Origin of the sequence: Afipia massiliensis (assembly GCF_001006325.2) — a bacterium.
Classification (GTDB): Bacteria; Pseudomonadota; Alphaproteobacteria; order Rhizobiales; family Xanthobacteraceae; genus Afipia; species Afipia massiliensis_A.
Window position 1 is genome coordinate 1,860,113 of the sequence record NZ_LBIA02000001.1, and the last position, 23,549, is coordinate 1,883,661.

Sequence of the window (23,549 nt, forward strand, 5' to 3'; positions counted from 1 at the left end):
GCGCTCCATTGCGGCGATTTTTGGCGAGGGGACCGTACTTCCGGGTGGGGACGGGGGAGCGTATCGACCCCTGATCCGGCCGGCTTTCGCCGCCTTCATCCTCGCCTCGTCCAGCCGCGAACGGCAGAGCCACGTAGTTGGCCCGGACGGTGACCCCAGCCTCCCGGACGACGTGTGTGCGAAACACGCGCGCAGGCGCCGCATCCTGTTCCGCTTCAAAGCGCCCTCGAGAAGCGCCCCTCGCGAACAGGACACGCCGAACATAAGAGAGCTTCAGAGTGCGGGGATTGCTATCCCCATCACGAAATGTTGCAGGAGCCGTAGCCCGGATGAGCTATCCGCCGTCATTCCGGGGCGCGCGTCTTCGCGCGAGCCCGGAATCCATCACAAGATTATTGAGTCCCTCGCAGCATGGATTCCGGACCTGCGCCAAGGGCGCATCCCGGAATGACGAGCAATAACTGCATTGTGCCGGCTGGATTGCTTCGCTTCGCTCGCAATGACGGGATCGCCGTCACACTACAACAGCAGATCCGTCAGATGCGCGATCAGCGGAATGTCCGCAGGCGGCATCGGATAATCGCGCAGCTTGTTGGCGCGCACCCATGCGAGTTGCTGGCCCTCGTGCGGCGTGACGGTGCCTTGCCACTTCCTGCAAATGTAGAGCGGCATCAGCAGATGAAAGCTGTCATAGCCGTGGCTGGTGAAGGTCAGCGGCGCCAAACACGGCTCTTCCACCGTGATGCCCAGCTCTTCGTGCAGTTCGCGGATCAATGCCGGTTCGGGCCGCTCGCCGGGCTCCAGCTTGCCGCCGGGAAATTCCCACAGCCCCGCGAGCGTCTTGCCTTCGGGCCGCTGCGCGATCAGGACGCGGTTGTCCGCATCGATCAGCGCGCAGGCGACGACGAGGGTGAGCTTGATCACGAGCGATAGTCGCCGTTGATCGCGACATATTCCTTGGTGAGGTCGCAGGTCAGCACGCGGTCGCGGCCTTTGCCAAGACCAAGCCCGACCTTGATCTGGATTTTCGGCTGCTTCATCAGCGCGGAGACTTCCTTCTCGTCATAGGACGGATCGCGCGCGCCCTTGCTGGCGACGCGAATGCCGTTGAACGCGATCGAGAGCTTGTCGCGGTTGGCGGGCTCGCCCGCCTTGCCGACCGCCATCACCACGCGGCCCCAGTTGGCGTCCTCGCCTGCGATCGCGGTTTTCACCAGCGGCGAATTGGCGATCGACATCGCGATTTTCCGTGCGGACGTTTTCGAGGTCGCGCCTTCGACCACGACTTCGACCAGCTTGCGCGCGCCTTCGCCGTCGCGGGCGACCTGTTCGGCCAGATCGGCCAGCACGGCGTGAAACGCCTTGGTGAAAGCCTTCAACTGCGGATCGCTGGCGCGCTTGATCGCCGGTGCGCCGCGGGCGGCTGCCGCCCCGGTGGCGAACGCCAGCAGCGTGTCCGAGGTCGAGGTGTCACCGTCGATGGTCACGGCGTTGAACGTGTCCTCGACCCCCGTTTTGAGCAGCGATTGCAGCACCGCCGCCGACAGCGGCGCGTCGGTGAACACGAACGCCAGCATCGTCGCCATGTCCGGCGCGATCATGCCGGCGCCCTTGGCCATGCCGTTGATGGTGACCCTGGTCTTGCCGAGCTTGACGGTGGCGGTCGCGACCTTCGGAAAGGTATCGGTGGTCATGATCGCGCGCGCGGCGTCGTCCCATCCCTCGGGCACCGCGGCCTTTGCGAGATCGTCGAGCACGCCGTTGAACTTGGTCCCGTCGAGCGGCTCGCCGATTACGCCGGTGGACGCCAGAAAGATTTTTGCTGCGGTGGTGTCAGCGGCCTTGGCGGCGATCGAGGCGGTCAGCGTCGTCGCCTGCTTGCCTGTTTTCCCGGTGAAGGCATTGGCGTTGCCGGAATTGACCACAAGGGCGCGCGCCTCGCCGCCCTTCAGCTTGGCGCGGCACCAGTCCACCGCTGCGCTCGGGCATTTCGATTTGGTGAAGACGCCCGCAACCGTGGTGCCCTTGTCGAACAGCGCCAGCAGCACATCGGTGCGGTTCTTGTAGCGGATGCCGGCGGCCGCCGTCGCAAGGCGAACGCCGTCAATGTTCGGCATCTCGGGGACGTTGGTGGGGGCGAGCGGGGAGACGGCGGTGGACATGGGATCGGGTGCCTTGGATCGAGGATTGTCAGTCGTCATGGCCGGATTTATTCCGGCCATCCACGTCTTACTTCCTTGTCGATGAAGGCCCTAAGACGTAGATGCCCGGGACAAGCCCGGGCATGACGTCAAACTACTGAAGTCTGTTTGCGAAGTCGATTTACTTCTTCGCTGGCGGCGCCTTGGCTGCCGGGGCGGCCTTTGCGTCCGGCGTTGCTGCCGGAGCAGCCGGGTCTGCCGGCTTGTCGAGGCGCTCGACCTTGGCTTCGGTCCGCAGCTTGGTGACGTAATCGGCCTGCGCCTTGCGCACCACGAAGGTCGAGATCTGGCCCTTCACCTGCTCGAAGTCCGGCGGCTTGCGGTCGCGCTTTTCCTCGACCTTGATGACGTGCCAGCCGAACTGCGACTTCACGGGGTCCGAGAGTTTCCCCGGTTCGAGCGCGAAGGCCACGGCCGAGAATTCCGGGACCATCTGTTCCTTGGTGAAGAAGCCGAGATCGCCGCCATCGGCCGCGCCCGGATCTTTCGACTTTTCCTTTGCGACCTTGGCGAAGTCCGCGCCCTTTTCGAGCTCGGCCTTGATCGCCTTTGCCTCTTCCTCGGTGGGAACGAGGATGTGCCGGGCGCGAACTTCCTTTTCGCCCGACACCTGCTTGGTCGCGTCCTCATAGACCTTCTTCATGGCGTCGTCGGTGATCGCGGCCTTGCCCTCGGTCGCGAGCAGGCTGTCCATCAGGAGGCGGTCGCGGGCGAAGCTCATCTTCTGTTTGAAGTCCGGCGTGTCGCCGACCTTCTTGGCTTCGGCGGCCTTGGCGACGATCTTCATATCGATCAGGAACGCGATCAGATTCTCGCGGCGGGTCGATGGATCCATCTGCTGGAGGCTGGGTCCCAGCTCTTCTTCGGCCACGGTCAGGTCACTCTGGCGGATTTCGGCGCCGTTAACCTTTGCGATCACCGGATTCGCATCCTGCGCGTGAAGCGGCTGGCCGATTGCCATCACAACCGTGAGACAAGCTGCCGCGGCGGTCGTCATAAGTCCAAATCTCAGTCCGAGTCCCAGTCCAGGTCGCACGCCCAGTCCGCGAAGAGGGGCCGTGCGGTTTGGAGAAACGGTCATGGAAAATCCTTTTTAGGTCAAAGTCTGGTGTCCCGTATCCGGCGGATATCGGATCACTGAGCGGTTCGGGAGGCGGGACACTCGCCCAACCTCCGCCCGGAAGCAACGCGAAAAAGCCGTCAAAATCATGAAATCCTTGAGAGGTTCGCGCGTTGACAAGGCTTTGGACGGCCCATATCTCTGCCCGCAGGCGCGCCTGGCTGCCGCGGGGCTTTGCCGCGGCCCAGCGGGTGAACCTTTAGAATTCGCTTCCCGCACTCACTCCCAAGGACTGGCGCAAGGGTTTGTCCCCGCACGCAATTCCGGAGATACGCCTGATACGGGTCTCATAAGGTTCTTGGGCTGCGGTGATCGCGGCCGCAATGCCAAACTGCAAGACAGGAATTTTTCATGCTCGGCGCGCTCGCCCGCAAGTTTTTCGGCTCCGCAAACGACCGGCGGATCAAGGGATACCAAGCCCGCGTCGACGCGATTAACGCGCTGGAACCCGAGATCGCCGCCCTGTCCGACGAGGCGCTGAAGGCGCGCACCGCCGAGTTCCGCAAGCAGCTCTCCGAAGGCAAGACCCTCGACGACATTCTGGTGCCCGCCTTCGCCACGGTTCGCGAGGCCGCCAAGCGCACCCTCGGCCAGCGCCATTTCGATGTGCAGCTGGTCGGCGGCATGGTGCTGCACGAAGGCGACATCGCCGAAATGAAAACCGGCGAAGGCAAGACGCTGGTTGCCACCCTTCCGGTCTATCTCAACGCGCTGGCCGGCAACGGCGTCCACGTCGTGACCGTCAACGACTACCTCGCCAAGCGCGACTCCAGCTGGATGGGACAGATCTATTCGTTCCTCGGCATGACCACGGGTGTGATCGTCCACGGCCTGGACGATGTCGAGCGTCAGGCGGCCTATGCCTGCGACATCACCTACGGCACCAACAACGAATACGGCTTCGACTATCTGCGCGACAACATGAAGTACCGGCTCGAGGACATGGTCCAGCGCGGGCACTTCTTCGCCATCGTCGACGAGGTCGATTCGATTTTGATCGACGAAGCGCGCACGCCGCTGATCATTTCTGGCCCGCTCGACGACCGCTCAGAATTCTACAACACCATCGACACCTACATTCCGAAGCTCGAGAAGAAAACGGACTTCGAGATCGACGAGAAGCAGCGCACGGTGACGCTGACCGAAGCCGGCATGGAGAAGATCGAGAACCTGCTGCAGGAAGCCGGTCAGCTCAAGGGCGACTCGCTCTACGATGTCGAGAACGTCTCGGTCGTCCATCACATCAATCAGGCGCTGCGCGCGCACTCGCTGTTCCAGCGCGACAAGGACTACATCGTCCGCGACGGCGAAGTGGTCATCATCGACGAATTCACCGGCCGCATGATGCCGGGCCGCCGCTATTCGGAAGGCCTGCATCAGGCGCTGGAAGCCAAGGAGCATCAGCCGGTCCAGCCGGAAAACCAGACGCTGGCGTCGATCACGTTCCAGAACTATTTCCGCATGTACGACAAGCTCGCCGGCATGACCGGTACGGCGGCGACCGAAGCGGACGAACTGTTCGACATCTACAAGCTCGAGGTCATCGAAGTTCCGACCAACGTGCCGATCGCGCGTCTCGACGAGGACGACGAGGTCTATCGCACGGCCGAGGAAAAGCATCGCGCCATTCTGGCCGAGATCGAACTGGCCAATAAGCGCATGCAGCCGGTGCTGGTCGGCACCGCCTCGATCGAGAAGTCGGAAGTGCTGGGCGAGTATCTCGCCAAGAACGGCTACAAGCAGATCGACTTCGGCAATCCGAAGGCGCTGGAAAAGCTCTACGCCGCTGCGCGCGCGGGCAAGCCCGCCAAGCTGTTCGCGGTGCTGAACGCACGTTTCCACGAGCAGGAAGCCTACATCGTCGCCGAAGCCGGCGTGCCGGGCGCGATCACCATCGCCACCAACATGGCCGGCCGTGGCACCGACATCAAACTCGGCGGCTCGCTGGAAATGCGCAGCCAGATCGAGACCGCCGACATCACCGATGAAACGGAGAAGAAGGCGAAGATCGAGCAGATCAAGGCCGACATCGAGCGCTTCCGCGAGATGGTGCTGAAGTCCGAGGAAGTGATCGAGATCGAACCCGCCAAGGGCTCAAAGCCGGCCAAGACCATCACCAAGCCCGGCGGGCTCTACATCATCGGTTCGGAACGCCATGAATCCCGGCGCATCGACAACCAGCTCCGTGGCCGCGCCGGCCGACAGGGCGATCCCGGCCGTACCAAATTCTATCTGTCGCTCGAAGACGACCTGATGCGCATCTTCGGGTCGGACCGGCTCGACACCATGCTGACCCGCCTTGGCCTCAAGGAAGGCGAGGCGATCATCCATCCGTGGATCAACAAGGCGCTCGAGAAGGCGCAGCAGAAGGTCGAGGCGCGCAACTTCGACATCCGCAAGAATCTGCTCAAGTTCGATGACGTGCAGAACGATCAGCGCAAGGCGATCTTCGACCAGCGCGTCGACCTGATGCGCGACCAGAACGTCGCCGAGACCGTCTCCGACATGCGCCACGCGCTGGTCGATGATCTCGTCGCCAAGCATGTGCCCGAGCACGCCTATGCCGAGCAGTGGGACGTCGCCGGGCTCAAGGACGAGTTGAAGCGCGTCCTCGATCTCGATCTTCCGGTCGATGAATGGGCCAAGGAAGAAGGCATCGCCGACGAGGAGATGCTGGCGCGCATCGAGAAACGCGTCGATGAGCTGATGGCGGCGAAGACTGCCCAGTTCGGGCCGGACGTGATGCGCTATGTCGAAAAGTCGGTGCTGCTGCAGACGCTGGATCATCTGTGGCGCGAACACCTGGTGATGCTGGACCACCTGCGTCAGGTGATCGGCCTGCGCGGCTACGGCCAGCGCGATCCGCTGCAGGAGTACAAGTCCGAGGCGTTCAATCTGTTCGAAAGCCTGATCGCGCACCTGCGCGAGGCGGTGACGGCTCAGCTGGTGCGGGTCGAAATCGTGCCGCCGGACGAGCAGCCTGAGCTGCCGCAGATGGAAGTGCACAAGCTCAATCCGAACACCGGCGAGGACGATATGGCGTTCGCGCAGGCCGCGCTTGCGCCGATCCCCGCTGCCCAGCGCGATCCGCAAAATCCCGCGACTTGGGGCAAGATCGGCCGCAACGAGGATTGCCCGTGCGGCTCCGGCAAGAAGTTCAAGCATTGCCACGGCAAGTATGCCTGAGTGGCTTCGCGCTTTTCAAAAAACCAAACCGCCGGTCGAAAGACCGGCGTTTTTGTTTGAGATGAGATCGTTTGAGTTTTGGTTCGTGATGCAATCTGCCTGCGCCGTCATTGCGAGGAGCGTTAGCGACGAAGCAATCCAGTTTTCTTTATCGCAGCAAGGCAAGGCTGGATTGCTTCGCTTCGCTCGCAATGACGGCAAAGCTGGGCATCGAGCTTGAACTCATCACATTCAGCGGACCGTCGACCAGCGGCTGTCGAAGGAGTTGGCCTGCACTGCCGGCTGGGCGCCTGCCAGCGACGATTGCGCTGCCGGAGCGGCTGCCGCGGTCGTGGCTGCGGGGGCCGGGGACGCAGGCTTGGCTTGCGGCTGGGTCTGCGCCTGCTGCGGACGCTCAAGCGGGATGACGCGCGGCGGTGCGCTTTTGGCTGTCTTCGTCGGCTCGGGTGATTTCGCCTTCGACTTGGCAGGGGCGGCAGCGGGCTTTGCCGCGGCGGGCTCGGGGTCCGATCCGCGCAAGCCGACGCTGCGCGACAGCTTGCTGAAGAAGCCTTCGGACGAACCTGCGCTGGCATTGGCATTGGCGGACGCAGTGCTCGGCGTCGTGCTGGTCACGGCGACCATCGGCTCGCTGTTGGACGAGGTGAAGCTGAACGATGGCGCGGTTTCCGGCGCCTTTGGAATGGTCGCATGCGAGGGCACGGTGCCCGGTGCCGGCTGATTGGACGCAACGGCGTAGTCGGTCACATCCTTGTCGATCGCGGATTCGCCTTCCGGCAGCTTGGATGCAAACACCGGATGCATGCCGCCGTCGATGCCGGCGCGCGAACGCGCGGTCGGCGTGCCGCGCGAGACCAGTTGCGCGGTCTTCAGTTCGTCCTGACGCTGCTTGTTCTGAACGGCGTCGGCGATTTCGGGGGAGACCTGATAGGCCGGGCACTGGGCAGAGGCGTTGAACGCCAGCGGGCGGGTCGCACCTGCCGGCTTTTCCGCGTCGAAGACATACTTCTTCTCGCAGAAATCGACCTTCGGCTCCTGCTTGGTGACCTCGAAGTGATCGTTGCCTTCCTTGATCATTTTCCAGAACGCCATGTGCGGACTGTTGCGATGACGCGCCATGTTCTGCGCCGTCATGCGGAACGGATAGGCCTGGACCTGAAAGGCGTTCTGGCCGCCGAAGAAGGATTCGCGGCCGAGCGCGTAAATCTCGGTGATCTGTTCGTCGGTCATCGCGTAGCAGCCGCGCGACGAGCAGTCGCCGTGCACCATCAGTTGCGAGCCGGTGCGGCCCCACGCCTTGTCGTAGGCGTTCGGGTAGCCCATGTTGAACGACAGGAAATAGGACGACGTCGGATTCATCTGCGCCGGCGTGATCGAGTAGAAGCCTTCCGGCGCCTGCCGGTCGCCTTCCTTGATCTTCGGTCCGAGGTCTCCCGACCAGCGGCAGATCGGATAGGTCTTGAGCAACGCGAACTTGCCGTCGCGAGTCTGCTTCCAGACCTCGAGTTCGGCTTCCTGCTTGAACAGGCGCACAAGCATCGGCGATGCCTTGTCCATGTTCTTGGTTTCGATGTCGGCAAGCAGCTTGTCGGGGATCGGGCGATTGGCTTTTGAGCTGGGCGAGAGCTGCTCGCCGTTGCATCCGGCCAGCAACACGCCGGCCGCGAGCGCAGCCGCGGTGACAAGCGCGCGTACATGCGTGCGGTCGATCAATGCAAGGCTCCCAATGCCAAGGCTCCGCGGCAGATCGGCAATCCCCATACTCCGGCTAGACCCAAGACCAGACCACAAGAAGACGAGACCCCAAGACCAGATTCAAGACCAGATTCAAGACCAGATTCAAGACCGGTGGCAGATCGTCTCCCGACAAAGTGGCGCGCAATAGGCGGCCGGAAAACGCTGCCCGTCTAAACAGGCCGCACGTGTTTTCGTCGTAAAAGCGGCGTTCGCTTCTTGGCTAAAAACGTGCGTGAGCAATTGATCGATTATTATCCTTAAGGCCCCCCGGTCGCAAGCCGAAGCGACCGCAACCGGACGGCATTGACCGCTTTATGGTCAACGCTAAGTAAATCAAAACACTGGTGAAAAACGGCCGTGGCCGAAAGGACGCTGTCCCAAAAAAGCCACGATGTGGCGGCGCGGCGCGTTGCGCGCCGCTATGGCCGCGGGATTCGCTAGCCGAGCTTGCGGCCGATATCGAGGAACTTCTGCCGGCGCTGGTTGCGCACCGCCTTGGAATCGAGGCTTCGCATGTCGTTGAAAGCCTGGGCGACGGCGTCGCCGGTCCGGGCAATCATCGCCGCCGGATCGCGGTGCGCGCCGCCAGGCGGCTCCTTCAAAATGGTGTCGATCACGCCGAAGCGGGCGAGATCCTGCGCGGTGATCTTGAGATTGGTCGCGGCTTCCTGCGCCTTGGCTGAATCGCGCCACAGAATTGAGGCTGCGCCTTCCGGAGAAATCACGCTGTACACGGCGTGTTCGAGCATCAGCACGCGGTTCGCAGTGGCGATGGCGATGGCGCCGCCCGAGCCGCCTTCGCCGATGATGACCGCGACATTGGGCACACCGAGATTGAGGCAGGCGTCGGTGGAGCGCGCGATCGCTTCCGCCTGTCCGCGCTCCTCGGCGCCGATACCGGGATAGGCGCCCGCCGTGTCCACCAGCGAGAGAACAGGGATGCCGAAGCGATCCGCCATTTCCATCAGCCGCACGGCCTTGCGATAGCCCTCGGGCTTGGCCATGCCGAAATTGTGCTTGAGCCGGGTTTCGGTGGTCGAGCCCTTCTCCTGGCCGATCACGCAGATGCTCTCGCCTCTGAAACGGCCGAAGCCGCCGATCAGCGCTTCGTCGTCGCCGAACTTGCGGTCGCCTGCAAGCGGCGTGAACTCGGTGATGAGTTCCTTGACGTAATCCACGCAATGCGGCCGCAGCGGATGGCGTGCGACCTGGGTTTTCTGCCAGGGCGTCAGATCGGCATAAAGATCGGTGAGCGCCTGTGCCGCCTTTTCTTCGATGCGCGACACTTCTTCGCTGATGTCGCTGCCGCTGGCGGCAAGCGCACGCAGCTCGTCCACCTTGGAATCGAGTTCGGCGACGGGCTTCTCAAAATCCAGATAACTGCGCATCAGGTCCGGCATGTGACAAATATGGGGGCGGGCGTGCTTGAGCGAAGGGCGCACGAATTGATAGTTCGGTCGGTCTCAATCGCGTATTGAAGTCTTCCTTGGGGTCTTTCTTGGGGCCTTTCAAGTCAAGAAGCGGTCCCAAGTCAAGCTTGACGGTGGAAAGTGCCGATATTGCTGGGCTTTCAATGGGTCATTTGTCGGCTAGCGGATGCAGATCGCGCACCAGGCTCTTCAATCGCTCCTCGACGATATGGGTATAGATCTGCGTCGTGGAAATGTCGGTGTGGCCAAGCAGTGTCTGGACGATTCGCAAGTCCGCCCCGTTGTGCAGCAGATGACTCGCAAAGGCGTGGCGCAGCACATGCGGACTGACGAGGCGCGGCGCGATGCCGGCGACCGCCGCAAGCTCCTTGAGGTCGCGCGCGAAATGCTGCCGCGTCAGATGGCCGCTCTCGCCCGATGACGGAAACAGCCACTTCGAGGCAGTCGACGATTTCTTTTGCTCGCGGTGCGTCGCTTCCAGCGCGGCGAGATAGTCCGCCATCGCCTGCTTCGATGTTTCGTTGAGCGGAACGAGCCGCTCCTTGTTGCCCTTGCCGCGTACCACGATCATGCGGGCGTCGCGTCGCGCGGCGGACAGCGGCAGCGCAACCAGTTCCGAAACGCGCAGTCCCGTCGCGTAGAGAATTTCAAGCAAACACGAGAGCCGGATCGCGCGCAGCTTTTGCAGCGGCGACTGCTCGGGAAGTTCCGACGATGTTTTCGCCTGCGTCAGGAGACGATCAACGTCGGCAATGGACAGGACTTTCGGCAGCGCGCGTCCGCGCTTCGGACCGGACAGGATCGCGGCGGGATCGTCCGCGCGCACCCGCTCGCTCAGAAGGAAACGAAACAGATGCCGCGTCGACGACAGTTTGCGCGCCACGCTCGATGATTTGAATCCGCGGTCGTCGAGATCGCCGAGGTAATCGCGCAGCATCTGGGTGTCGGCGGTCTGGAACGTCGATTTGTGCCGGGCGAGGAAGCCGGACAGGTCCTCAAGATCGCCGCGATAGGCATCGAGCGTGTTGACGCCTGCGCCCTGTTCGGCCGCGAGCATGTCGAGGAACAGGGCGGTCAGCCGGATGTCGGAGGATTTGTCGGACGCCATGATCCGCAACCCGCCTATCGCTTGAGGAATTTGTCGGGCGGAACGCTGATCGTCATTTCGCGCGGCTTCGGATTGACGAAATTGGCGAGTGCGAAGATGCCGCCATAGATCAATCCGCCGATCACGGCGACGACCGTCAGGAAGCGAAGCAGGCTGGGCATCGAACTTGGCCTCGGAATTACCTTCGGATTGCCGGCCCGGACGGCACGTTAACCAGCGGAACGCGGCCGCTCAGGCCACTCCAAAGTACCAACATGTTCGCGCTGTTTCGGCAAGAGTCTCTGGTGCCCCGACGTTCGCTCTAGCGGCGGTAACGGCAGGAGTAGTATAGGTGGCTTCCTGGCCGAAATAGCGGTCAGCCGAGCCATTGAAGAGATGACCGAGACCGCGGCCAGACATCAGGACGGCATGACCCATGAGGCCGACATTGTCGCGGCCCTCAAGGGCCGCCCGATCGTGCTTGTCGGCATGATGGGATCGGGCAAGTCAACCATCGGGCGGCGTCTCGGCGCGCGGCTTCACATGCCGTTTCTAGATGCCGATCATGAAATCGAGATCGCGCATGCGGGCATGACCGTCAGCGAAATCTTCGCGCAGCACGGCGAACCGTACTTTCGCGACGGCGAGGCGCGGGTGATCGCCCGCCTGCTGGAGAGCGGTCCTTGTGTGGTCGCGACCGGCGGCGGCGCGTTCATGCGCGAGGAAACCCGCAACCGGATTCGCGACAAGGCGGTCTCGCTCTGGCTTCAGGCGGACGGCGACGTGATCCTGAAGCGGGTCAAGCGCCGCGCCGACCGGCCCCTGCTGCAAACCGCCGATCCGGCCGCGACCATCGAGCGCCTGATCGGCGAACGCAGCCCGTTTTATCAACTCGCCGATCTGGCGATTGCGTCACGCGACGTGCCGCACGAGAAGATCGTCGATGAATGTATCGACGCGCTTTACGCACACCTGGTGTCCGGCAGCGCAGCGTCCTCTTCCTCAAGCGAAACACAATGACCGCCCCCATCAAGACCACAAATCCGGTGACCGTCGGCGTTGCCCTCGGCGACCGCGCCTATGACATCATCATCGGCCGCGACGTGTTGCCGTCGCTCGGTCACCGCATCGCCAAGCTGCGGCCCGGCGCGCGCGTGGCCATCGTCACCGACCACACCGTTGCAAAAAACTGGCTCGGCAAGACCGAAGCCGCGCTGGCGGATGCCGGCATTGCGTCCTCGCGCATTGTGGTCGGCGAGGGCGAGGCGTCCAAGAGCTACGCCGTGTTGCAGGATGTCTCCGAGGCGCTGATCGCCGCGAAGATCGAGCGCAACGATCTGGTGATCGCGCTCGGCGGCGGCGTGATCGGCGATCTGGCAGGATTTGCGGCGTCGATTGTCCGGCGCGGCGTCGATTTCGTGCAGGTGCCGACATCGTTGCTCGCGCAGGTCGATTCATCGGTGGGCGGCAAGACCGGAATCAACTCACCGCACGGCAAGAATCTCGTCGGCGCGTTTCACCAGCCGGTGCTGGTGGTCGCGGATACGGCGGTGCTCGATACGCTGTCGCCGCGCCAATTCCGTGCGGGCTATGCCGAAGTCGCCAAATACGGCGTGCTGGGCGACCTGGAATTCTTCGACTGGCTCGATGCCAATCATGCGGAGATCTTCGCAGGGGGCGCCGCACGCGAGCGCGCCATCGCGGCCAGTTGCCGCGCCAAGGCGGCGATCGTGGCGCGCGACGAACGCGAAACCGGCGACCGCGCGTTGCTCAATCTCGGGCATACCTTCGGCCATGCGCTTGAGGCCGTGACCGGTTTTTCCGACCGGCTGTTCCACGGCGAGGGCGTTTCGGTCGGCATGGTGCTGGCCGCGGAGTTCTCGGCGCATCTCAACATGATCCCGGCGGCGGACGCTGCGCGCGTGCAGCGTCACCTTGCATCGGTCGGCCTGCCGACACGGTTGCAGGACATCGCGGGCTTTCAGCAGGAGGGTCTTGCGGACGCCGACACGCTGCTGAAGCTGATGGGACAAGACAAGAAGGTGAAGCGCGGGCGGCTGACCTTCATTCTGCTGGAGCAGATCGGCAAGGCCGTGATCGTCAACGATGTCGACCCGTCCACGGTCCGCGATTTCCTTCAGGAAAAATTATCAGGGTGAGGGCGATGCTGTCTCGGCGCAGGATGCCAGGACGTATCATCGACGCACCGCATAACGACGAGACCGTCGCGGGACAAGCATGACTTCAGCCGCTGTCAATCTGCTCATCGCCTTCCTGCTGCTCGCGGCCAACGCATTCTACGTGGCGGCTGAATTCGCGCTGGTGAAAAGCCGCGGGTTTCGCGTCAAGGTCATGGCCGAGCAGAACCGGTTCGGCGCGCGCCTGCTGATGAAGATGATGGGCAACATCGAAGCCTATCTCGCGTGCTGTCAGCTCGGCATCACCATGGCCTCGCTCGGTCTCGGTTGGGTTGGCGAGCCGACCGTTGCGGCATTGCTCAAGCCTGTTCTCGAGCCGCTCGGATTGCCGGAATCCGCGCTGCATTTTACGTCATTTCTGACCGGCTTTCTGGTGTTCTCCTCGCTGCATATCGTCGTCGGCGAGCAGGTGCCGAAAACGCTTGCGATCCGGGAGCCCGTGCCGGTCTCGCAATGGATCGCATATCCGCTCTATGTATCCTATCTCGTGTTCTATCCGCTGAACTGGATGTTGAACGGTGCATCGCGCGCGATTTTGCGGATGCTCGGCGTGAAGGAATCCTCCCAGCACGAAATTCTCACCGATTCCGAAATCGAAGGTCTGGTGGGCGAATCGGCCGAGCATGGCAAAATGGAAAGCGGCGAGGCCGAATACATCCAGAATGTGTTCCGGTTTGGCGATCTCGCAGTGTCCGACGTCATGGTCCATCGCACCAAAATGGTCAGCGTCAACGCCGACGGGCCGCCCGACGCGGTCATCCGTGGAATTCTCGAATCGGAATACACCCGCATTCCGCTGTGGCGCGAGAAGCCCGAGAACATCATCGGCGTTCTGCATGCAAAGGATCTGCTGCGCGCCATCCGCGCGACAGACGGCGACCTCTCCAAGGTTGATGTCGGCGCGATCGCCCTGCCGCCGTGGTTCGTGCCGGAGATGCGGCCTTTGTCAGAACAGCTCAAGGCGTTCCGCCGCCGCAAGACCCACTTCGCGTTGGTGGTCGACGAGTATGGCGAAGTCGAAGGCCTCGTGACGCTGGAAGATATTCTGGAAGAAATCGTAGGCGATATTTCGGACGAGCATGACGTGGCTGTTGCGGGTGTCCGCGCGCAGCCGGACGGATCGGTTGTGGTCGATGGCTCGGTGCCGATCCGCGATCTCAATCGCGCGATGGACTGGCATCTGCCGGATGAGGAAGCGACCACCATCGCCGGCCTCGTCATTCATGAGGCACGCTCGATCCCCGACCGCGGGCAGAGCTTCACGTTCCACGGATTCCGCTTCAGGGTGCTCCGGCGGGAGCGCAACCGCATCACGGCGCTGCGGATCGTGCCGCTGCCGCGCGAGAACGAGGTGCCTGAGAAGAAGCCGCGGGCCGGAACGTCGTTTTAGTTCGCCGACGATTCGTTTGAATTGGCTTGTTCTGAATGCTTTTGAATTGCACGTGTTTTCGGAATTGTCTTCGGAATTGTATGTGTTTCTGAATGTTGCGGCATGACCTCTCTGCTCCCCTCCCCCTTGCGGGGAGGGGTTGGGGGTGGGGGTCTGTAAATGCGAATGAACGAGAACGCAGCCGAGACGAACGCGATGAATGATCGCCAGGATGGCCGCCGACAGCAGTTCGCACGGCGTATGCGCGCCCAGCCGACCGACGCGGAGCGGGTGCTATGGCAACGGCTTCGCCACGACATTGCGTTGACCGGATCTCATTTTCGGCGACAGGCTTTGATCGGGCCGTTCATTGTTGATTTTGTCAGCCGCAGGGCAAAGCTCGTCATCGAACTGGACGGCGGACAGCACGATGTGCAGCGCGCGGCTGACGCGATGCGAACCCAGCAGATCGAAACCGAAGGTTATCGTGTGCTGCGCTTCTGGAATCACGACGTGCTTGGCAATCTTGAAGGTGTTCTGAGCGAAATTCAGAGCGCGTTGTCCCCCACCCCGACCCCTCCCCGCAAGGGGGAGGGGAGCAGTAGCTTGCGGATCGTGCCGCTGCCGCGCGACAGCGAGATGCCGGAGAAGAAGCCGCGGGCCGGAACGTCGTTTTAGTTCGCCGACGGTTCGGTTGAATTTGCAGGCGCACCGGTGTGACCCGATCGGAAACCGGTTCCCGCTTGTCGCGGAGTGCGTCGCTACGCCTTGTTTTCGCCGGGCGCATACGCCTTGATCGCCAGCGCATGGACCGAGCCGGACAGTTCCGGCGCCAGCAGCGAATTTATCATGCGATGGCGGTCGATCCGGCTCTTCCCTTCGAACGCTTTCGACACGATATAGAGCCTGAAATGCGTTGCGCCGCCCGGCCTGTGGCCTGCGTGGCCCTCATGCAAGTGGGATTCGTCCACGACGTCGAGACTTTCAGGGATGAAAGCTTCGCTCAACTTTTTTGTGATCTGATCTTTTACGGTCATGATCTGCGCAATATCGCGCGTTATTCGCCAAGGTCAATCACCGTTTCAATTGCGGTTCACCGGCGCGGCGATGTATACTCCGCGCTCGCGAAAATTCGCGTGAAGACTTGCAGCTTCTCACAAGGCGTTATCATACAGCCATGGCCATCGACTCATCCAAATTCTTCGACAGCATCCGCATCAAGCCCAACAAGCTGAGCGCGAAGCAGCAGGCTGCTGCACGCGAAGAAGCCGTGATGTGCGAGGCGCCCGGCTGCAAGAACAAGGGCGGACATCGCGCGCCCAAGGGCCGCGGTCATGAGAAGGAATACTGGCATTTCTGTCTCAACCACGTTCGCGAATACAATCAGGGCTACAATTTTTTCCAGGGCATGGCCCCCGATGCGGTCGCCAGCTACCAGAAGGATGCGCTGACCGGCCATCGTCCGACCTGGAAGATGGGTGCGAACAGCGGCAAAAAGTCAAAGTCCGATCTCGACATGGACGCGGCTTTGGATCCGCTCAAGATGTTCGACGAGATGAACGGGCGCGGCAAGTGGCGTCCCGGTCCGGGCAGTGCCAGGGCGGAGCCGAAGGCGGAAACGCGAAAGATCTTCAACGCCGAGAAGAAGGCGCTGCTGGTCATGGGCCTCGGTCCCGAGGCCACGCTGGAGACTGTGAAGGCCAAATACAAGCTGCTGGTGAAGCAGCATCATCCCGACGCCAACGGCGGCGATCGCTCGACCGAAGATCGCCTGATCGAGATCATCAAGGCCTACAACTATCTCAAGACGGTTGTGCGCGGCGCGTCCTGAGCGCCGGCTTGTTCGGCGTAGCGGATTCACGCTTCTTTGAAGCTGTTGTTTTCACCGAAATCGGCTTCTTCGCCGAAGCTGACTTGTTTTTCGAAACGTCCTTGTTTTGCGAACCGCCCTTGCGCGCGTGATAGGTCAGCGCCAGCCCGATGCAGTGGCGCAGCGCTTTTTCAGGAATTTTCGCGGTCGTCTCGAACAGGATGCTGCGGTTGCCGCCATACTCCATCTGCGCCGGATACAGTTCGCGGAATGTTAAGACAAGATCGGTCTGGCAATGGAAATACATCGCGACGCGGTCGTCGTCCGCTTTCACGCGGTCGATCCGGATCGTGCTGCCGCTGCCGGATTGCGTAGTGAGATAGCTCGGCTGGCCCCATTTCAGCGTTTCCTCGAGCGGGCCGACGCCGTCGAGTTTGGCTGCGGTCTCCAGGATCATCGCGCGCAGCGTCAGCAGCTTTGCACGAACGGCATCCGGATAGGCGTCAAATACTTTTGCGACATTGCGGTCGGCGAAAGGTCTGCTGTGGTTCGCTGCTCGCTTCACCGAAGTGGCTCGCTTCACCCAACCCTCCCGTTGGCCTCGCGCCGGCTGCGCCAATGATACACGCCCACAGCGATGGTCCCGATGGCGATGATGCCGCCCACCAGCGGCAATCCGTAGTGTTCGATTTTCATGCCCCATCGCTCCGCAGCGGAGCCGGCGAGTGCGCCCGACAGCACATGCGCTAATGCCCACAACAGAACGGCGGCGGCGTTGACCGGATAGAAGCGCTGCGGCGGCATGCCGAGCGCGCCGGCGGTGATCGGCACGACGGCGCGGACCGGGGGCACGAAACGGGCAAGAAACACCGCGAGCGTCCCGTAGCGGTGGAAGAAGGCTTCGCTCTTCGCGACCAGCGCCGGGTAATTCGACAGCGGCCACGAGGTCAGCACCTTGCGCTGGCTGGCGCGGCCGATCCAGAAGGCGAGCCCGTCGCCGAGGAGCGCCCCGGCGATCGCCGCCGTCAGCACCGGCGTCAGGTGGAGACTGCCGGCGGGCACCAGCGCGCTGAGCGCCAGAATCACGGTCGAGCCCGGAATCAGCGAGCCCAGAATGGGGACGGCCTCAAGAAAAGCGGCAAGGAAAATCGCTGCATAGGCCAGCAAGGCATGAAGCGAGACAAACCCGATCAGTTGATGGAGATGCGAACTCACTTGAGGCCCATTGCTGGCGCGATTCCGGGAACGCCACCATACACCGGGAAATCCGGGGCCAACCGCCGATTGGCGGCCCTCCGAATCGGCGTGGTCCCCGGCAATCGCAGGGCAGACCTACCAAAGCTGCGAAAAGGGCTTATCTCAATGAAAATACGATGGAACTTTCATTGCGCAGTGGGCTTCTGCCATCGGCATCTGTCTGCTACGTTGCAGCACGCACCCCACCCGCAGCAAGCACGTCTGGTTTCGGGAGCATCCGGGACCACGGAGGATTGATGACCGCCGCCATGACCAAGTCGCAGGAACCCGCAGGCCTCCCAGACATGAAAGTGTCGGTTCGTCAGGTCTTCGGGATCGACAGCGACCTCGAAGTCCCCGCCTATTCCAACGGCGATCCGCATGTGCCCGATGTCGATTCGGATTATCGTTTCGACCGTGCCACCACGCTTGCCATCCTCGCCGGTTTCGCGAAGAACCGCCGCGTCATGGTCACCGGCTTTCACGGCACCGGTAAATCGACCCATATCGAGCAGGTCGCCGCGCGGCTGAACTGGCCCTGCGTGCGCGTCAACCTCGACAGTCACATCAGCCGTATCGATCTCGTCGGCAAGGACTCCATCGTCGTTCGCGACGGCAAGCAGGTCACCGAATTCCGCGACGGCATCTTGCCGTGGGCGCTTCAGCACAACATCGCGCTGGTGTTCGACGAATACGATGCCGGCCGTCCGGACGTGATGTTCGTGATCCAGCGCGTGCTGGAAGTGTCCGGCCGCCTGACGCTGCTCGACCAGAACAAGGTCATCAAGCCGCATCCGGCGTTCCGCCTGTTCTCGACCGCCAACACGATCGGTCTCGGCGACACCTCGGGCCTCTATCACGGCACCCAGCAGATCAACCAGGGCCAGATGGACCGCTGGTCGATCGTCACCACGCTGAATTATCTGCCGCACGACGAGGAAGTGGAGATCGTGCTCGCCAAGGCGAAGCACTATCGCACCGATGCCGGCCGCGACACCGTCAACAAGATGGTTCGCCTCGCAGACCTGACGCGCAACGCCTTCGCCAACGGCGATCTGTCGACGGTGATGTCGCCGCGCACCGTCATCACCTGGGCGGAGAACGCCGAAATCTTCGGCGACATCGGTTTTGCTTTCCGCGTCACCTTCCTGAACAAGTGCGACGAGCTTGAGCGTCCGCTGGTGGCGGAGTTCTATCAGCGCTGCTTCAATGCGGAGCTGCCGGAAAGTGCCGTGAACGTGGCGTTGAGCTAATTGCTGCTGATTTAGTACGCGCTCGCATCTTCCCTCCCCCCTGGGGAGGGTCGGCCGAGCGAAGCGGAGGCCGGGGTGGGGGTTGCTTTTCAATCGCGGCGACCTAGCCCCCCACCCGACGCATTGTTCGCTTCGCTCCCAATGCGCCACCCTCCCCACAAGGGGGAGGGAAAAGAGGCTTCGAGGTTCACGCCGCAATGAGCACGTCGAATATCAAGTTCAAAACCGGGTCGAAGGAATCGCCGACCGAGCCGTTCAAGCGCGCGGTGACGTCGGCCTTGCGCGCCATCGCCAAGCAGCCTGAACTCGAAGTGACGTTTGCCGCCGAGCGTCCGGGCCTGTCGCCCGGCAAGGCGCGGCTGCCGGAGCCCGCCCGCAAGCTGACCCGCAAGGACGCGGCCATCGTGCGCGGCCATGCCGATTCCATCGCGCTGCGCGTCGCCTGTCACGATCCGAAGGTTCATCGCAAGCTGGCGCCGGGCAATCCGCAGGCGCGCGGCGTGTTCGACGCCGTCGAGCAGGCCCGCGTGGAAGCCATCGGCGCCAAGCGCATGAGCGGCGTCGCCAAAAACCTTACCGCGATGCTCGACGATCATTTTCATCGCGGCAAATTCGACGAGATCACCGACCGCGCCGACGCGCCGCTGGCCGATGCGCTGGCGATGATGGTGCGCGAACGGCTCACCGGCCTCGCGCCGCCGGCGGCGGCGCGCAAGATGGTGGATCTCTGGCGGCCTGTCCTTGAAGACAAGATCGGCACGCGTCTCGATGTGCTGAAGAACTTCACCGAGGATCAGGCCCGCTTCGGCGACGCGCTTCACGACGTGCTGCAGGCGCTGGAGCTTGGCGACGACCGCAATGCGGATCAGGACGAGGACGACAATCAGGACGAGAACCGCGACGGCGAAAAAGACCAGTCCGGAGCGGATGGTTCGCCGGAGGGCGAATCCGCCGAGGAGATGAGCGCCGAACAGTCGCAATCCTCCACCGAGGAGATGTCGGAAAACGCCATGGAGAGCGCGCAGGCATCCGCCAGCGACGCCTTCGACGACAGCGAGATGGGCGAGGACGAGACGCCCGGCGAAGCGCATCGGCCGCCCGGTCGCGGCCTCAACGAGCCGCGCGGGCCGGAGTATCACGCCTTCGCGCCGAAGTTCGACGAGGTCGTCTCGGCGGAAGATCTTTGCGAGCACGACGAACTGGAGCGGCTGCGCAGCTATCTCGACAAGCAGCTCGCGCATTTGCAGCACATCGTCGCGCGGCTGGCCAACCGGTTGCAGCGAAAGCTGATGGCGCAGCAGAACCGCGCCTGGGAATTCGATCTCGAGGAAGGTATCCTCGATCCGGCGCGGCTGTCGCGCGTCGTGACCGACCCGTATCACCCGCTCTCATTCATGCACGAGAAGGAAGCCACCTTCCGCGACACGGTGGTGACGCTGCTGCTCGACAATTCCGGTTCGATGCGCGGGCGGCCCATCACGGTGGCTGCGACCTGCGCCGACATTCTGGCGCGGACGCTGGAGCGCTGCGGCGTCAAGGTCGAGATTCTCGGTTTCACCACGCGGGCGTGGAAGGGCGGCCAGTCGCGCGAGGCGTGGCTGGCGGCGGGCAAGCCCGCGAATCCGGGCCGTCTCAACGATCTGCGGCACATCATCTACAAGTCGGCGGACGCGCCATGGCGGCGCGCGCGCAAGAATCTCGGCCTGATGATGCGCGAGGGCCTGCTCAAGGAAAATATCGACGGCGAGGCGCTCGACTGGGCGCACAAGCGCCTGCTCGGACGCTCCGAGCAGCGCAAGATCCTGATGATGATTTCGGACGGCGCGCCGGTGGATGACTCCACGCTGTCGGTCAATGCGGGCAACTATCTCGAGCGGCACCTGCGCCACATCATCGAGGAAATCGAGACCCGCTCGCCGGTCGAACTGATCGCCATCGGCATCGGCCATGACGTGACGCGCTACTATCGCCGCGCCGTGACCATCGTGGATGCGGAAGAACTCGGCGGCGCCATTACGGAAAAGCTGGCCGAGCTGTTCAGCGAAACCCATGTCGAGACCTCGTCGCCGTCGCGCCGCCGCAGATTGCATTCCTGACATATGACGCTCCAACTCAACCGCCGGCGGTTTCTGAAGAACGCCATGGCGGCGCTTCCGGCCGGCATGATTGCGACCGAGCCCGCAAACGCGCAAACGTCGTCGGTCGAGGTCAAGGCGCGCCCGATCGAGTCCTTCGATCCGCGCGATCCGACCCACATCCGTTATGGCGCCCTGGAGTTTCGCAGTGGGCTCATCCTCACCTCGTCGTTTCGTGGATTCGGCGGCCTGTCGGGATTGCGGCTCGACAAGAAGGGCGAGCAATTCATCGCCATCAGCGACAAGGGCAACTGGTTTACTGGACGCATCGCCTATCGGGGCAAGCGTATGGCGGGACTGGCCGATATGAAGTCCGCGCCGATGCTGGACAGCGATGGCAAGAAAGTCACTGCGCGTAGCTGGTTCGACAGCGAGTCGCTCGCGCTCGACGGGTCCATGGCGTATGTGGGCTTCGAGCGCGTCAATCAGATCGTGCGGTTCGATTTCGCCAAGGGCGGCATCCGCTCAAGAGGCGAGGTGGTGCCGGTGCCGCCCGGCATTAGCGAGCTGCCCTTCAACAAGGGACTCGAAGCTCTTGTGTTCGTCCCGAAGGGGCAGCCGCTTGCAGGAAGCCTGATTGCGATTTCGGAGCGCGGGCTCGATCCGTCGGGAAATATCCTGAGCTTCCTGATCGGTGGACCGTCGCCCGGTCCGTTCACGGTCAGGCGCACGGACAATTTCGACATCAGCGATGCGGTCCTGCTGCCGTCCGGCGATCTGCTGCTGCTGGAACGAAAGTTCTCGCTGCTTGAGGGCGTCGGCATTCGCATCCGCCGCATCCCGATCAAATCCGTTGTTCCGGATGCCGTGATCGACGGGCCGACCATCTTCGAGGTCGATCTCGGATACGAGGTCGACAACATGGAAGGCATCGATGCGCACGTCACCGACGAGGGCGAGACCGTACTGACGATGGTTTCCGACGATAATTTTTCGATGATCCAGCGCACGCTGCTGCTGCAGTTCACGCTGGTCGGGGAGTGAGTGTTCCTTCCTCGTCATGCGAGCGGAGCGAAGCAATCCAGGATGACGTTCATCCATAAAGAACTGGATTGCTTCGTCGCTTCGCTCCTCGCAATGACGGGGTAGTGCTGCCAAACAAAAAAGCCGGGCTTTCGCCCGGCCGTTTGAAACCCTGTTGCGGATCGAACGATCAGCTCGCGACGGCGAGCTTCTTCTTTTCGATCTGGCGCTTCAGTTCGACTGCCTTCGGCGACAGATCGTCGGCGCTCGCCTTGATCAGGAACGCGTCGAGCCCGCCGCGGTGATCGACCGTCTTCAGCGCATTGGTCGAAACACGCAGGCGCACCGAGCGGCCGAGCGTGTCCGAGATCAGGGTGACGTTGCACAGGTTCGGCAGGAACCGGCGCTTGGTCTTGTGGTTCGAGTGGCTGACCTTGTGGCCAACCTGAGGGCCCTTGGCCGTCAATTCGCAGCGCCGAGACATAGCGTAATCCTTTGGCGAAATCTTGTGTCGCCCCGGACCACCGGAACGGGGTCGCGTGGGGGTTTGAAACCGTCCATTTCAGGAACGGCGGAGCTATAAGGGGCTAGCCGCCTAGCGTCAAGGTTGGGAGGCGATTTCAGCAACTTATCTGCGGGTCGGGGGCCAGAGGCCGCCGTCGGCAAAAATGACAATTTTCCCCGTTAAACCAGTGATTTCCTAACATATAATCGACGTAATCCCTGACCAGACAAGTTACCACAGGCTTTCGATAAGGACTTTCGCGGCCTACGCGGGATAGCCGTCCCGCCGACGCCGTGCTCCGGGGGCGCCGGTCAATCGCCGGTCATCGTGTGCAAGGATTTTCGTCGGTGGACATGCCCCGGTTCCCAGAATTCGCCCGGAAACGCTTCCGGATCGCCAGGCTCGGGCTTTGCCTGTCGGGGGTGCTGGCTCTCTGCGCGGCGCTGGCCGTGCCTGCGAACGCCCAGGGACGTCTGGACGCCAAGTATGAAGCTTCGCTCGCCGGCCTTCCGATCGGCAAAGGCGCCTGGATTGTCGATGTTTCCGAAGACCAGTATTCGGCTGCCGTCAGCGGCGCCACCACTGGGCTGATGAAATCCATCGGCGGCGGCAATGGCACCGGAACCACGCAGGGCCGTATCACGGCGGGTCAATTCGCTCCGCTCAGCTACGTTTCGACCGTCAACTACGGAAAGAAAGCCGAAGTCATCCGCATCGCGCTGGGCGGCGGCAACGTCAAGGATTCCACGATCGAGCCGCAGCCGCCGGAAAGCCCGGATCGCATTCCGGTCACCGACGTGCATCGCCGCAACGTGCTCGATCCGATGACGGGTTCGTTGCTGAAGGTCGCGGGCACCGGCGATCCGGTCGGCCCCGAGGCTTGCCGCAAGACGCTGTCGGTGTTCGACGGCCGGATGCGTTACGATCTGCGGCTCGAGTACAAGCGCATGGAAATGGTCAAGGCCGAAAAGGGCTATCACGGGCCGGTCGTGGTCTGTGCGGTCTATTTTACGCCGATCGCGGGCTACGTTCCGGATCGCGTCTCGATCAAATACGTCGCGGCTCAGCGCAACATGGAAATCTGGTTCGCGCCCATCGCCGGAACGCGCGTGCTGGCGCCGTTCAGGATCACCATTCCAACGCCGCTCGGCACCGGCATGATCGAGGCCACGGAATTTGTTTCGGCGCAGAAGACCGCCAAGACGAACTCGACGAACTGACCCGATCGGTCCGGGTCCTGCGGCACCGCCGCGCTGATTCAGCCGCGAATCTCACCATGAATCGTGTTGACTCTTCGGCCAATCCGATTCGACTCCGGA

21 protein-coding genes are annotated in these 23,549 nt (G+C 62.6%); 10 read left to right on the forward strand and 11 right to left on the reverse strand.

Features of this window, described 5'->3' with window-relative positions:
• Positions 1–519 precede the first annotated feature (519 nt).
• The 3 genes from YH63_RS08805 to YH63_RS08815 form a co-directional block, all read right to left on the reverse strand.
• Positions 520–924: a (deoxy)nucleoside triphosphate pyrophosphohydrolase gene (locus YH63_RS08805; RefSeq protein WP_046827929.1), complete on the reverse strand. Its 405-nt coding sequence runs from the start codon at positions 922–924 to the stop codon at positions 520–522.
• The gene (gene argJ, locus YH63_RS08810) at positions 921–2,162 is read right to left on the reverse strand and encodes a bifunctional glutamate N-acetyltransferase/amino-acid acetyltransferase ArgJ (RefSeq protein ID WP_046827928.1); all 1,242 of its coding nucleotides are present in this window, start codon (positions 2,160–2,162) and stop codon (positions 921–923) included. Before argJ ends, YH63_RS08805 begins: the two co-directional genes overlap by 4 nt.
• 160 nt (positions 2,163–2,322) lie before the next feature.
• Positions 2,323–3,282 carry a peptidylprolyl isomerase gene (locus tag YH63_RS08815; protein ID WP_083992597.1) on the reverse strand — a complete coding sequence of 320 codons (960 nt, stop codon included), beginning with the start codon at positions 3,280–3,282 and terminating at the stop codon, positions 2,323–2,325.
• Positions 3,283–3,672: 390 nt separating this feature from the next.
• Between YH63_RS08815 and secA the strand changes: the two genes are divergently transcribed.
• Positions 3,673–6,507, forward strand: a complete 2,835-nt coding sequence (secA, locus tag YH63_RS08820; RefSeq protein WP_046827926.1) for a preprotein translocase subunit SecA — start codon at positions 3,673–3,675, stop codon at positions 6,505–6,507.
• A 231-nt stretch (positions 6,508–6,738) separates the two neighbouring features.
• Here secA and YH63_RS08825 read toward each other — a convergent pair whose 3' ends face one another.
• The 4 genes from YH63_RS08825 to YH63_RS08840 all read right to left on the reverse strand — a co-directional run bounded on the left by YH63_RS08825 (position 6,739) and on the right by YH63_RS08840 (position 10,943).
• Positions 6,739–8,220 carry a L,D-transpeptidase family protein gene (locus YH63_RS08825; protein ID WP_046827924.1) on the reverse strand — a complete coding sequence of 494 codons (1,482 nt, stop codon included), beginning with the start codon at positions 8,218–8,220 and terminating at the stop codon, positions 6,739–6,741.
• Between the two features lie 461 nt (positions 8,221–8,681).
• Positions 8,682–9,644 (reverse strand): acetyl-CoA carboxylase carboxyltransferase subunit alpha, encoded by a 963-nt coding sequence (locus YH63_RS08830; protein WP_046827923.1) that lies wholly within the window; start codon positions 9,642–9,644, stop codon positions 8,682–8,684.
• A gap of 178 nt (positions 9,645–9,822) precedes the next feature.
• Positions 9,823–10,782 (reverse strand): site-specific tyrosine recombinase XerD, encoded by a 960-nt coding sequence (gene xerD / locus YH63_RS08835; RefSeq protein ID WP_046827922.1) that lies wholly within the window; start codon positions 10,780–10,782, stop codon positions 9,823–9,825.
• 14 nt (positions 10,783–10,796) lie between these two features.
• Positions 10,797–10,943 carry a hypothetical protein gene (locus YH63_RS08840; RefSeq protein WP_046827921.1) on the reverse strand — a complete coding sequence of 49 codons (147 nt, stop codon included), beginning with the start codon at positions 10,941–10,943 and terminating at the stop codon, positions 10,797–10,799.
• A 214-nt stretch (positions 10,944–11,157) separates the two neighbouring features.
• Here YH63_RS08840 and YH63_RS08845 point away from each other — a divergent pair, with 214 nt between their 5' ends.
• The 4 genes from YH63_RS08845 to YH63_RS08860 all read left to right on the forward strand — a co-directional run bounded on the left by YH63_RS08845 (position 11,158) and on the right by YH63_RS08860 (position 15,006).
• Positions 11,158–11,781 carry a shikimate kinase gene (locus YH63_RS08845; RefSeq protein ID WP_137325161.1) on the forward strand — a complete coding sequence of 208 codons (624 nt, stop codon included), beginning with the start codon at positions 11,158–11,160 and terminating at the stop codon, positions 11,779–11,781.
• Positions 11,778–12,920: a 3-dehydroquinate synthase gene (gene aroB, locus YH63_RS08850; RefSeq protein WP_046827919.1), complete on the forward strand. Its 1,143-nt coding sequence runs from the start codon at positions 11,778–11,780 to the stop codon at positions 12,918–12,920. The genes YH63_RS08845 and aroB overlap by 4 nt, the downstream gene beginning before the upstream one ends.
• Positions 12,921–12,999: 79 nt before the next feature.
• Positions 13,000–14,349 (forward strand): HlyC/CorC family transporter, encoded by a 1,350-nt coding sequence (locus YH63_RS08855; RefSeq protein WP_046827918.1) that lies wholly within the window; start codon positions 13,000–13,002, stop codon positions 14,347–14,349.
• A 165-nt stretch (positions 14,350–14,514) separates the two neighbouring features.
• On the forward strand, positions 14,515–15,006 hold the full coding sequence (locus YH63_RS08860) for an endonuclease domain-containing protein (protein ID WP_246658029.1): 492 nt from the start codon (positions 14,515–14,517) through the stop codon (positions 15,004–15,006).
• 83 nt (positions 15,007–15,089) lie between these two features.
• Here the strand turns inward: YH63_RS08860 and YH63_RS08865 are convergent, their stop codons facing one another.
• Positions 15,090–15,365, reverse strand: coding sequence for a BolA family protein (locus tag YH63_RS08865; RefSeq protein ID WP_046827917.1), 276 nt, complete (start codon positions 15,363–15,365; stop codon positions 15,090–15,092).
• Positions 15,366–15,505: 140 nt separating this feature from the next.
• Between YH63_RS08865 and YH63_RS08870 the strand changes: the two genes are divergently transcribed.
• Complete coding sequence (locus YH63_RS08870; RefSeq protein ID WP_046827916.1) at positions 15,506–16,159, forward strand: J domain-containing protein; 654 nt, start codon at positions 15,506–15,508, stop codon at positions 16,157–16,159.
• On the opposite strand, the gene YH63_RS08875 is transcribed toward YH63_RS08870, so the two are convergent.
• Together YH63_RS08875 and YH63_RS08880 are read right to left on the reverse strand one after the other, a co-directional pair.
• Positions 16,131–16,721 carry a DUF1801 domain-containing protein gene (locus YH63_RS08875; RefSeq protein ID WP_170978639.1) on the reverse strand — a complete coding sequence of 197 codons (591 nt, stop codon included), beginning with the start codon at positions 16,719–16,721 and terminating at the stop codon, positions 16,131–16,133. The two genes, YH63_RS08870 and YH63_RS08875, sit on opposite strands and share 29 nt — an antisense overlap.
• Positions 16,718–17,353, reverse strand: coding sequence for a DedA family protein (locus tag YH63_RS08880; RefSeq protein ID WP_046827915.1), 636 nt, complete (start codon positions 17,351–17,353; stop codon positions 16,718–16,720). The genes YH63_RS08875 and YH63_RS08880 overlap by 4 nt, the downstream gene beginning before the upstream one ends.
• A gap of 278 nt (positions 17,354–17,631) precedes the next feature.
• Here YH63_RS08880 and cobS point away from each other — a divergent pair, with 278 nt between their 5' ends.
• The 3 genes from cobS (at position 17,632) to YH63_RS08895 (ending at position 21,746) form a co-directional block, all read left to right on the forward strand.
• Entirely contained in the window at positions 17,632–18,627 is a 996-nt protein-coding gene (cobS, locus tag YH63_RS08885) for a cobaltochelatase subunit CobS (RefSeq protein WP_046827914.1), read from the forward strand.
• Positions 18,628–18,824: 197 nt separating this feature from the next.
• Positions 18,825–20,723: a cobaltochelatase subunit CobT gene (gene cobT / locus YH63_RS08890; protein WP_046827913.1), complete on the forward strand. Its 1,899-nt coding sequence runs from the start codon at positions 18,825–18,827 to the stop codon at positions 20,721–20,723.
• 3 nt (positions 20,724–20,726) lie between these two features.
• Positions 20,727–21,746 (forward strand): esterase-like activity of phytase family protein, encoded by a 1,020-nt coding sequence (locus tag YH63_RS08895; RefSeq protein ID WP_046827912.1) that lies wholly within the window; start codon positions 20,727–20,729, stop codon positions 21,744–21,746.
• A 169-nt stretch (positions 21,747–21,915) separates the two neighbouring features.
• Here the strand turns inward: YH63_RS08895 and rpmB are convergent, their stop codons facing one another.
• A complete protein-coding gene (rpmB, locus tag YH63_RS08900) occupies positions 21,916–22,209 on the reverse strand; it encodes a 50S ribosomal protein L28 (protein WP_046827911.1) in 294 nt (97 codons plus the stop codon).
• A 374-nt stretch (positions 22,210–22,583) separates the two neighbouring features.
• On the opposite strand from rpmB, the gene YH63_RS08905 reads away from it, so the two are divergent.
• Positions 22,584–23,450 (forward strand): DUF3108 domain-containing protein, encoded by an 867-nt coding sequence (locus YH63_RS08905; protein WP_046827910.1) that lies wholly within the window; start codon positions 22,584–22,586, stop codon positions 23,448–23,450.
• Positions 23,451–23,549 lie beyond the last annotated feature (99 nt).

Excerpts from the sequence above, each read along its gene's own strand:
- YH63_RS08830 (WP_046827923.1), bottom strand. The coding sequence starts at position 9,644 with ATGCCGGACCTGATGCGCAGTTATCTGGATTTTGAGAAGCCCGTCGCC.
- YH63_RS08855 (WP_046827918.1), top strand. The coding sequence starts at position 13,000 with ATGACTTCAGCCGCTGTCAATCTGCTCATCGCCTTCCTGCTGCTCGCG.
- YH63_RS08895 (WP_046827912.1), top strand. The coding sequence starts at position 20,727 with ATGACGCTCCAACTCAACCGCCGGCGGTTTCTGAAGAACGCCATGGCG.
- argJ (WP_046827928.1), bottom strand. The coding sequence starts at position 2,162 with ATGTCCACCGCCGTCTCCCCGCTCGCCCCCACCAACGTCCCCGAGATG.
- YH63_RS08860 (WP_246658029.1), top strand. The coding sequence starts at position 14,515 with ATGAACGAGAACGCAGCCGAGACGAACGCGATGAATGATCGCCAGGAT.
- cobT (WP_046827913.1), top strand. The coding sequence starts at position 18,825 with ATGAGCACGTCGAATATCAAGTTCAAAACCGGGTCGAAGGAATCGCCG.
- xerD (WP_046827922.1), bottom strand. The coding sequence starts at position 10,782 with ATGGCGTCCGACAAATCCTCCGACATCCGGCTGACCGCCCTGTTCCTC.
- YH63_RS08845 (WP_137325161.1), top strand. The coding sequence starts at position 11,158 with ATGACCGAGACCGCGGCCAGACATCAGGACGGCATGACCCATGAGGCC.
- secA (WP_046827926.1), top strand. The coding sequence starts at position 3,673 with ATGCTCGGCGCGCTCGCCCGCAAGTTTTTCGGCTCCGCAAACGACCGG.
- YH63_RS08815 (WP_083992597.1), bottom strand. The coding sequence starts at position 3,282 with ATGACCGTTTCTCCAAACCGCACGGCCCCTCTTCGCGGACTGGGCGTG.
- cobS (WP_046827914.1), top strand. The coding sequence starts at position 17,632 with ATGACCGCCGCCATGACCAAGTCGCAGGAACCCGCAGGCCTCCCAGAC.
- aroB (WP_046827919.1), top strand. The coding sequence starts at position 11,778 with ATGACCGCCCCCATCAAGACCACAAATCCGGTGACCGTCGGCGTTGCC.
- YH63_RS08865 (WP_046827917.1), bottom strand. The coding sequence starts at position 15,365 with ATGACCGTAAAAGATCAGATCACAAAAAAGTTGAGCGAAGCTTTCATC.
- rpmB (WP_046827911.1), bottom strand. The coding sequence starts at position 22,209 with ATGTCTCGGCGCTGCGAATTGACGGCCAAGGGCCCTCAGGTTGGCCAC.
- YH63_RS08840 (WP_046827921.1), bottom strand. The coding sequence starts at position 10,943 with ATGCCCAGCCTGCTTCGCTTCCTGACGGTCGTCGCCGTGATCGGCGGA.
- YH63_RS08905 (WP_046827910.1), top strand. The coding sequence starts at position 22,584 with ATGCCCCGGTTCCCAGAATTCGCCCGGAAACGCTTCCGGATCGCCAGG.
- YH63_RS08870 (WP_046827916.1), top strand. The coding sequence starts at position 15,506 with ATGGCCATCGACTCATCCAAATTCTTCGACAGCATCCGCATCAAGCCC.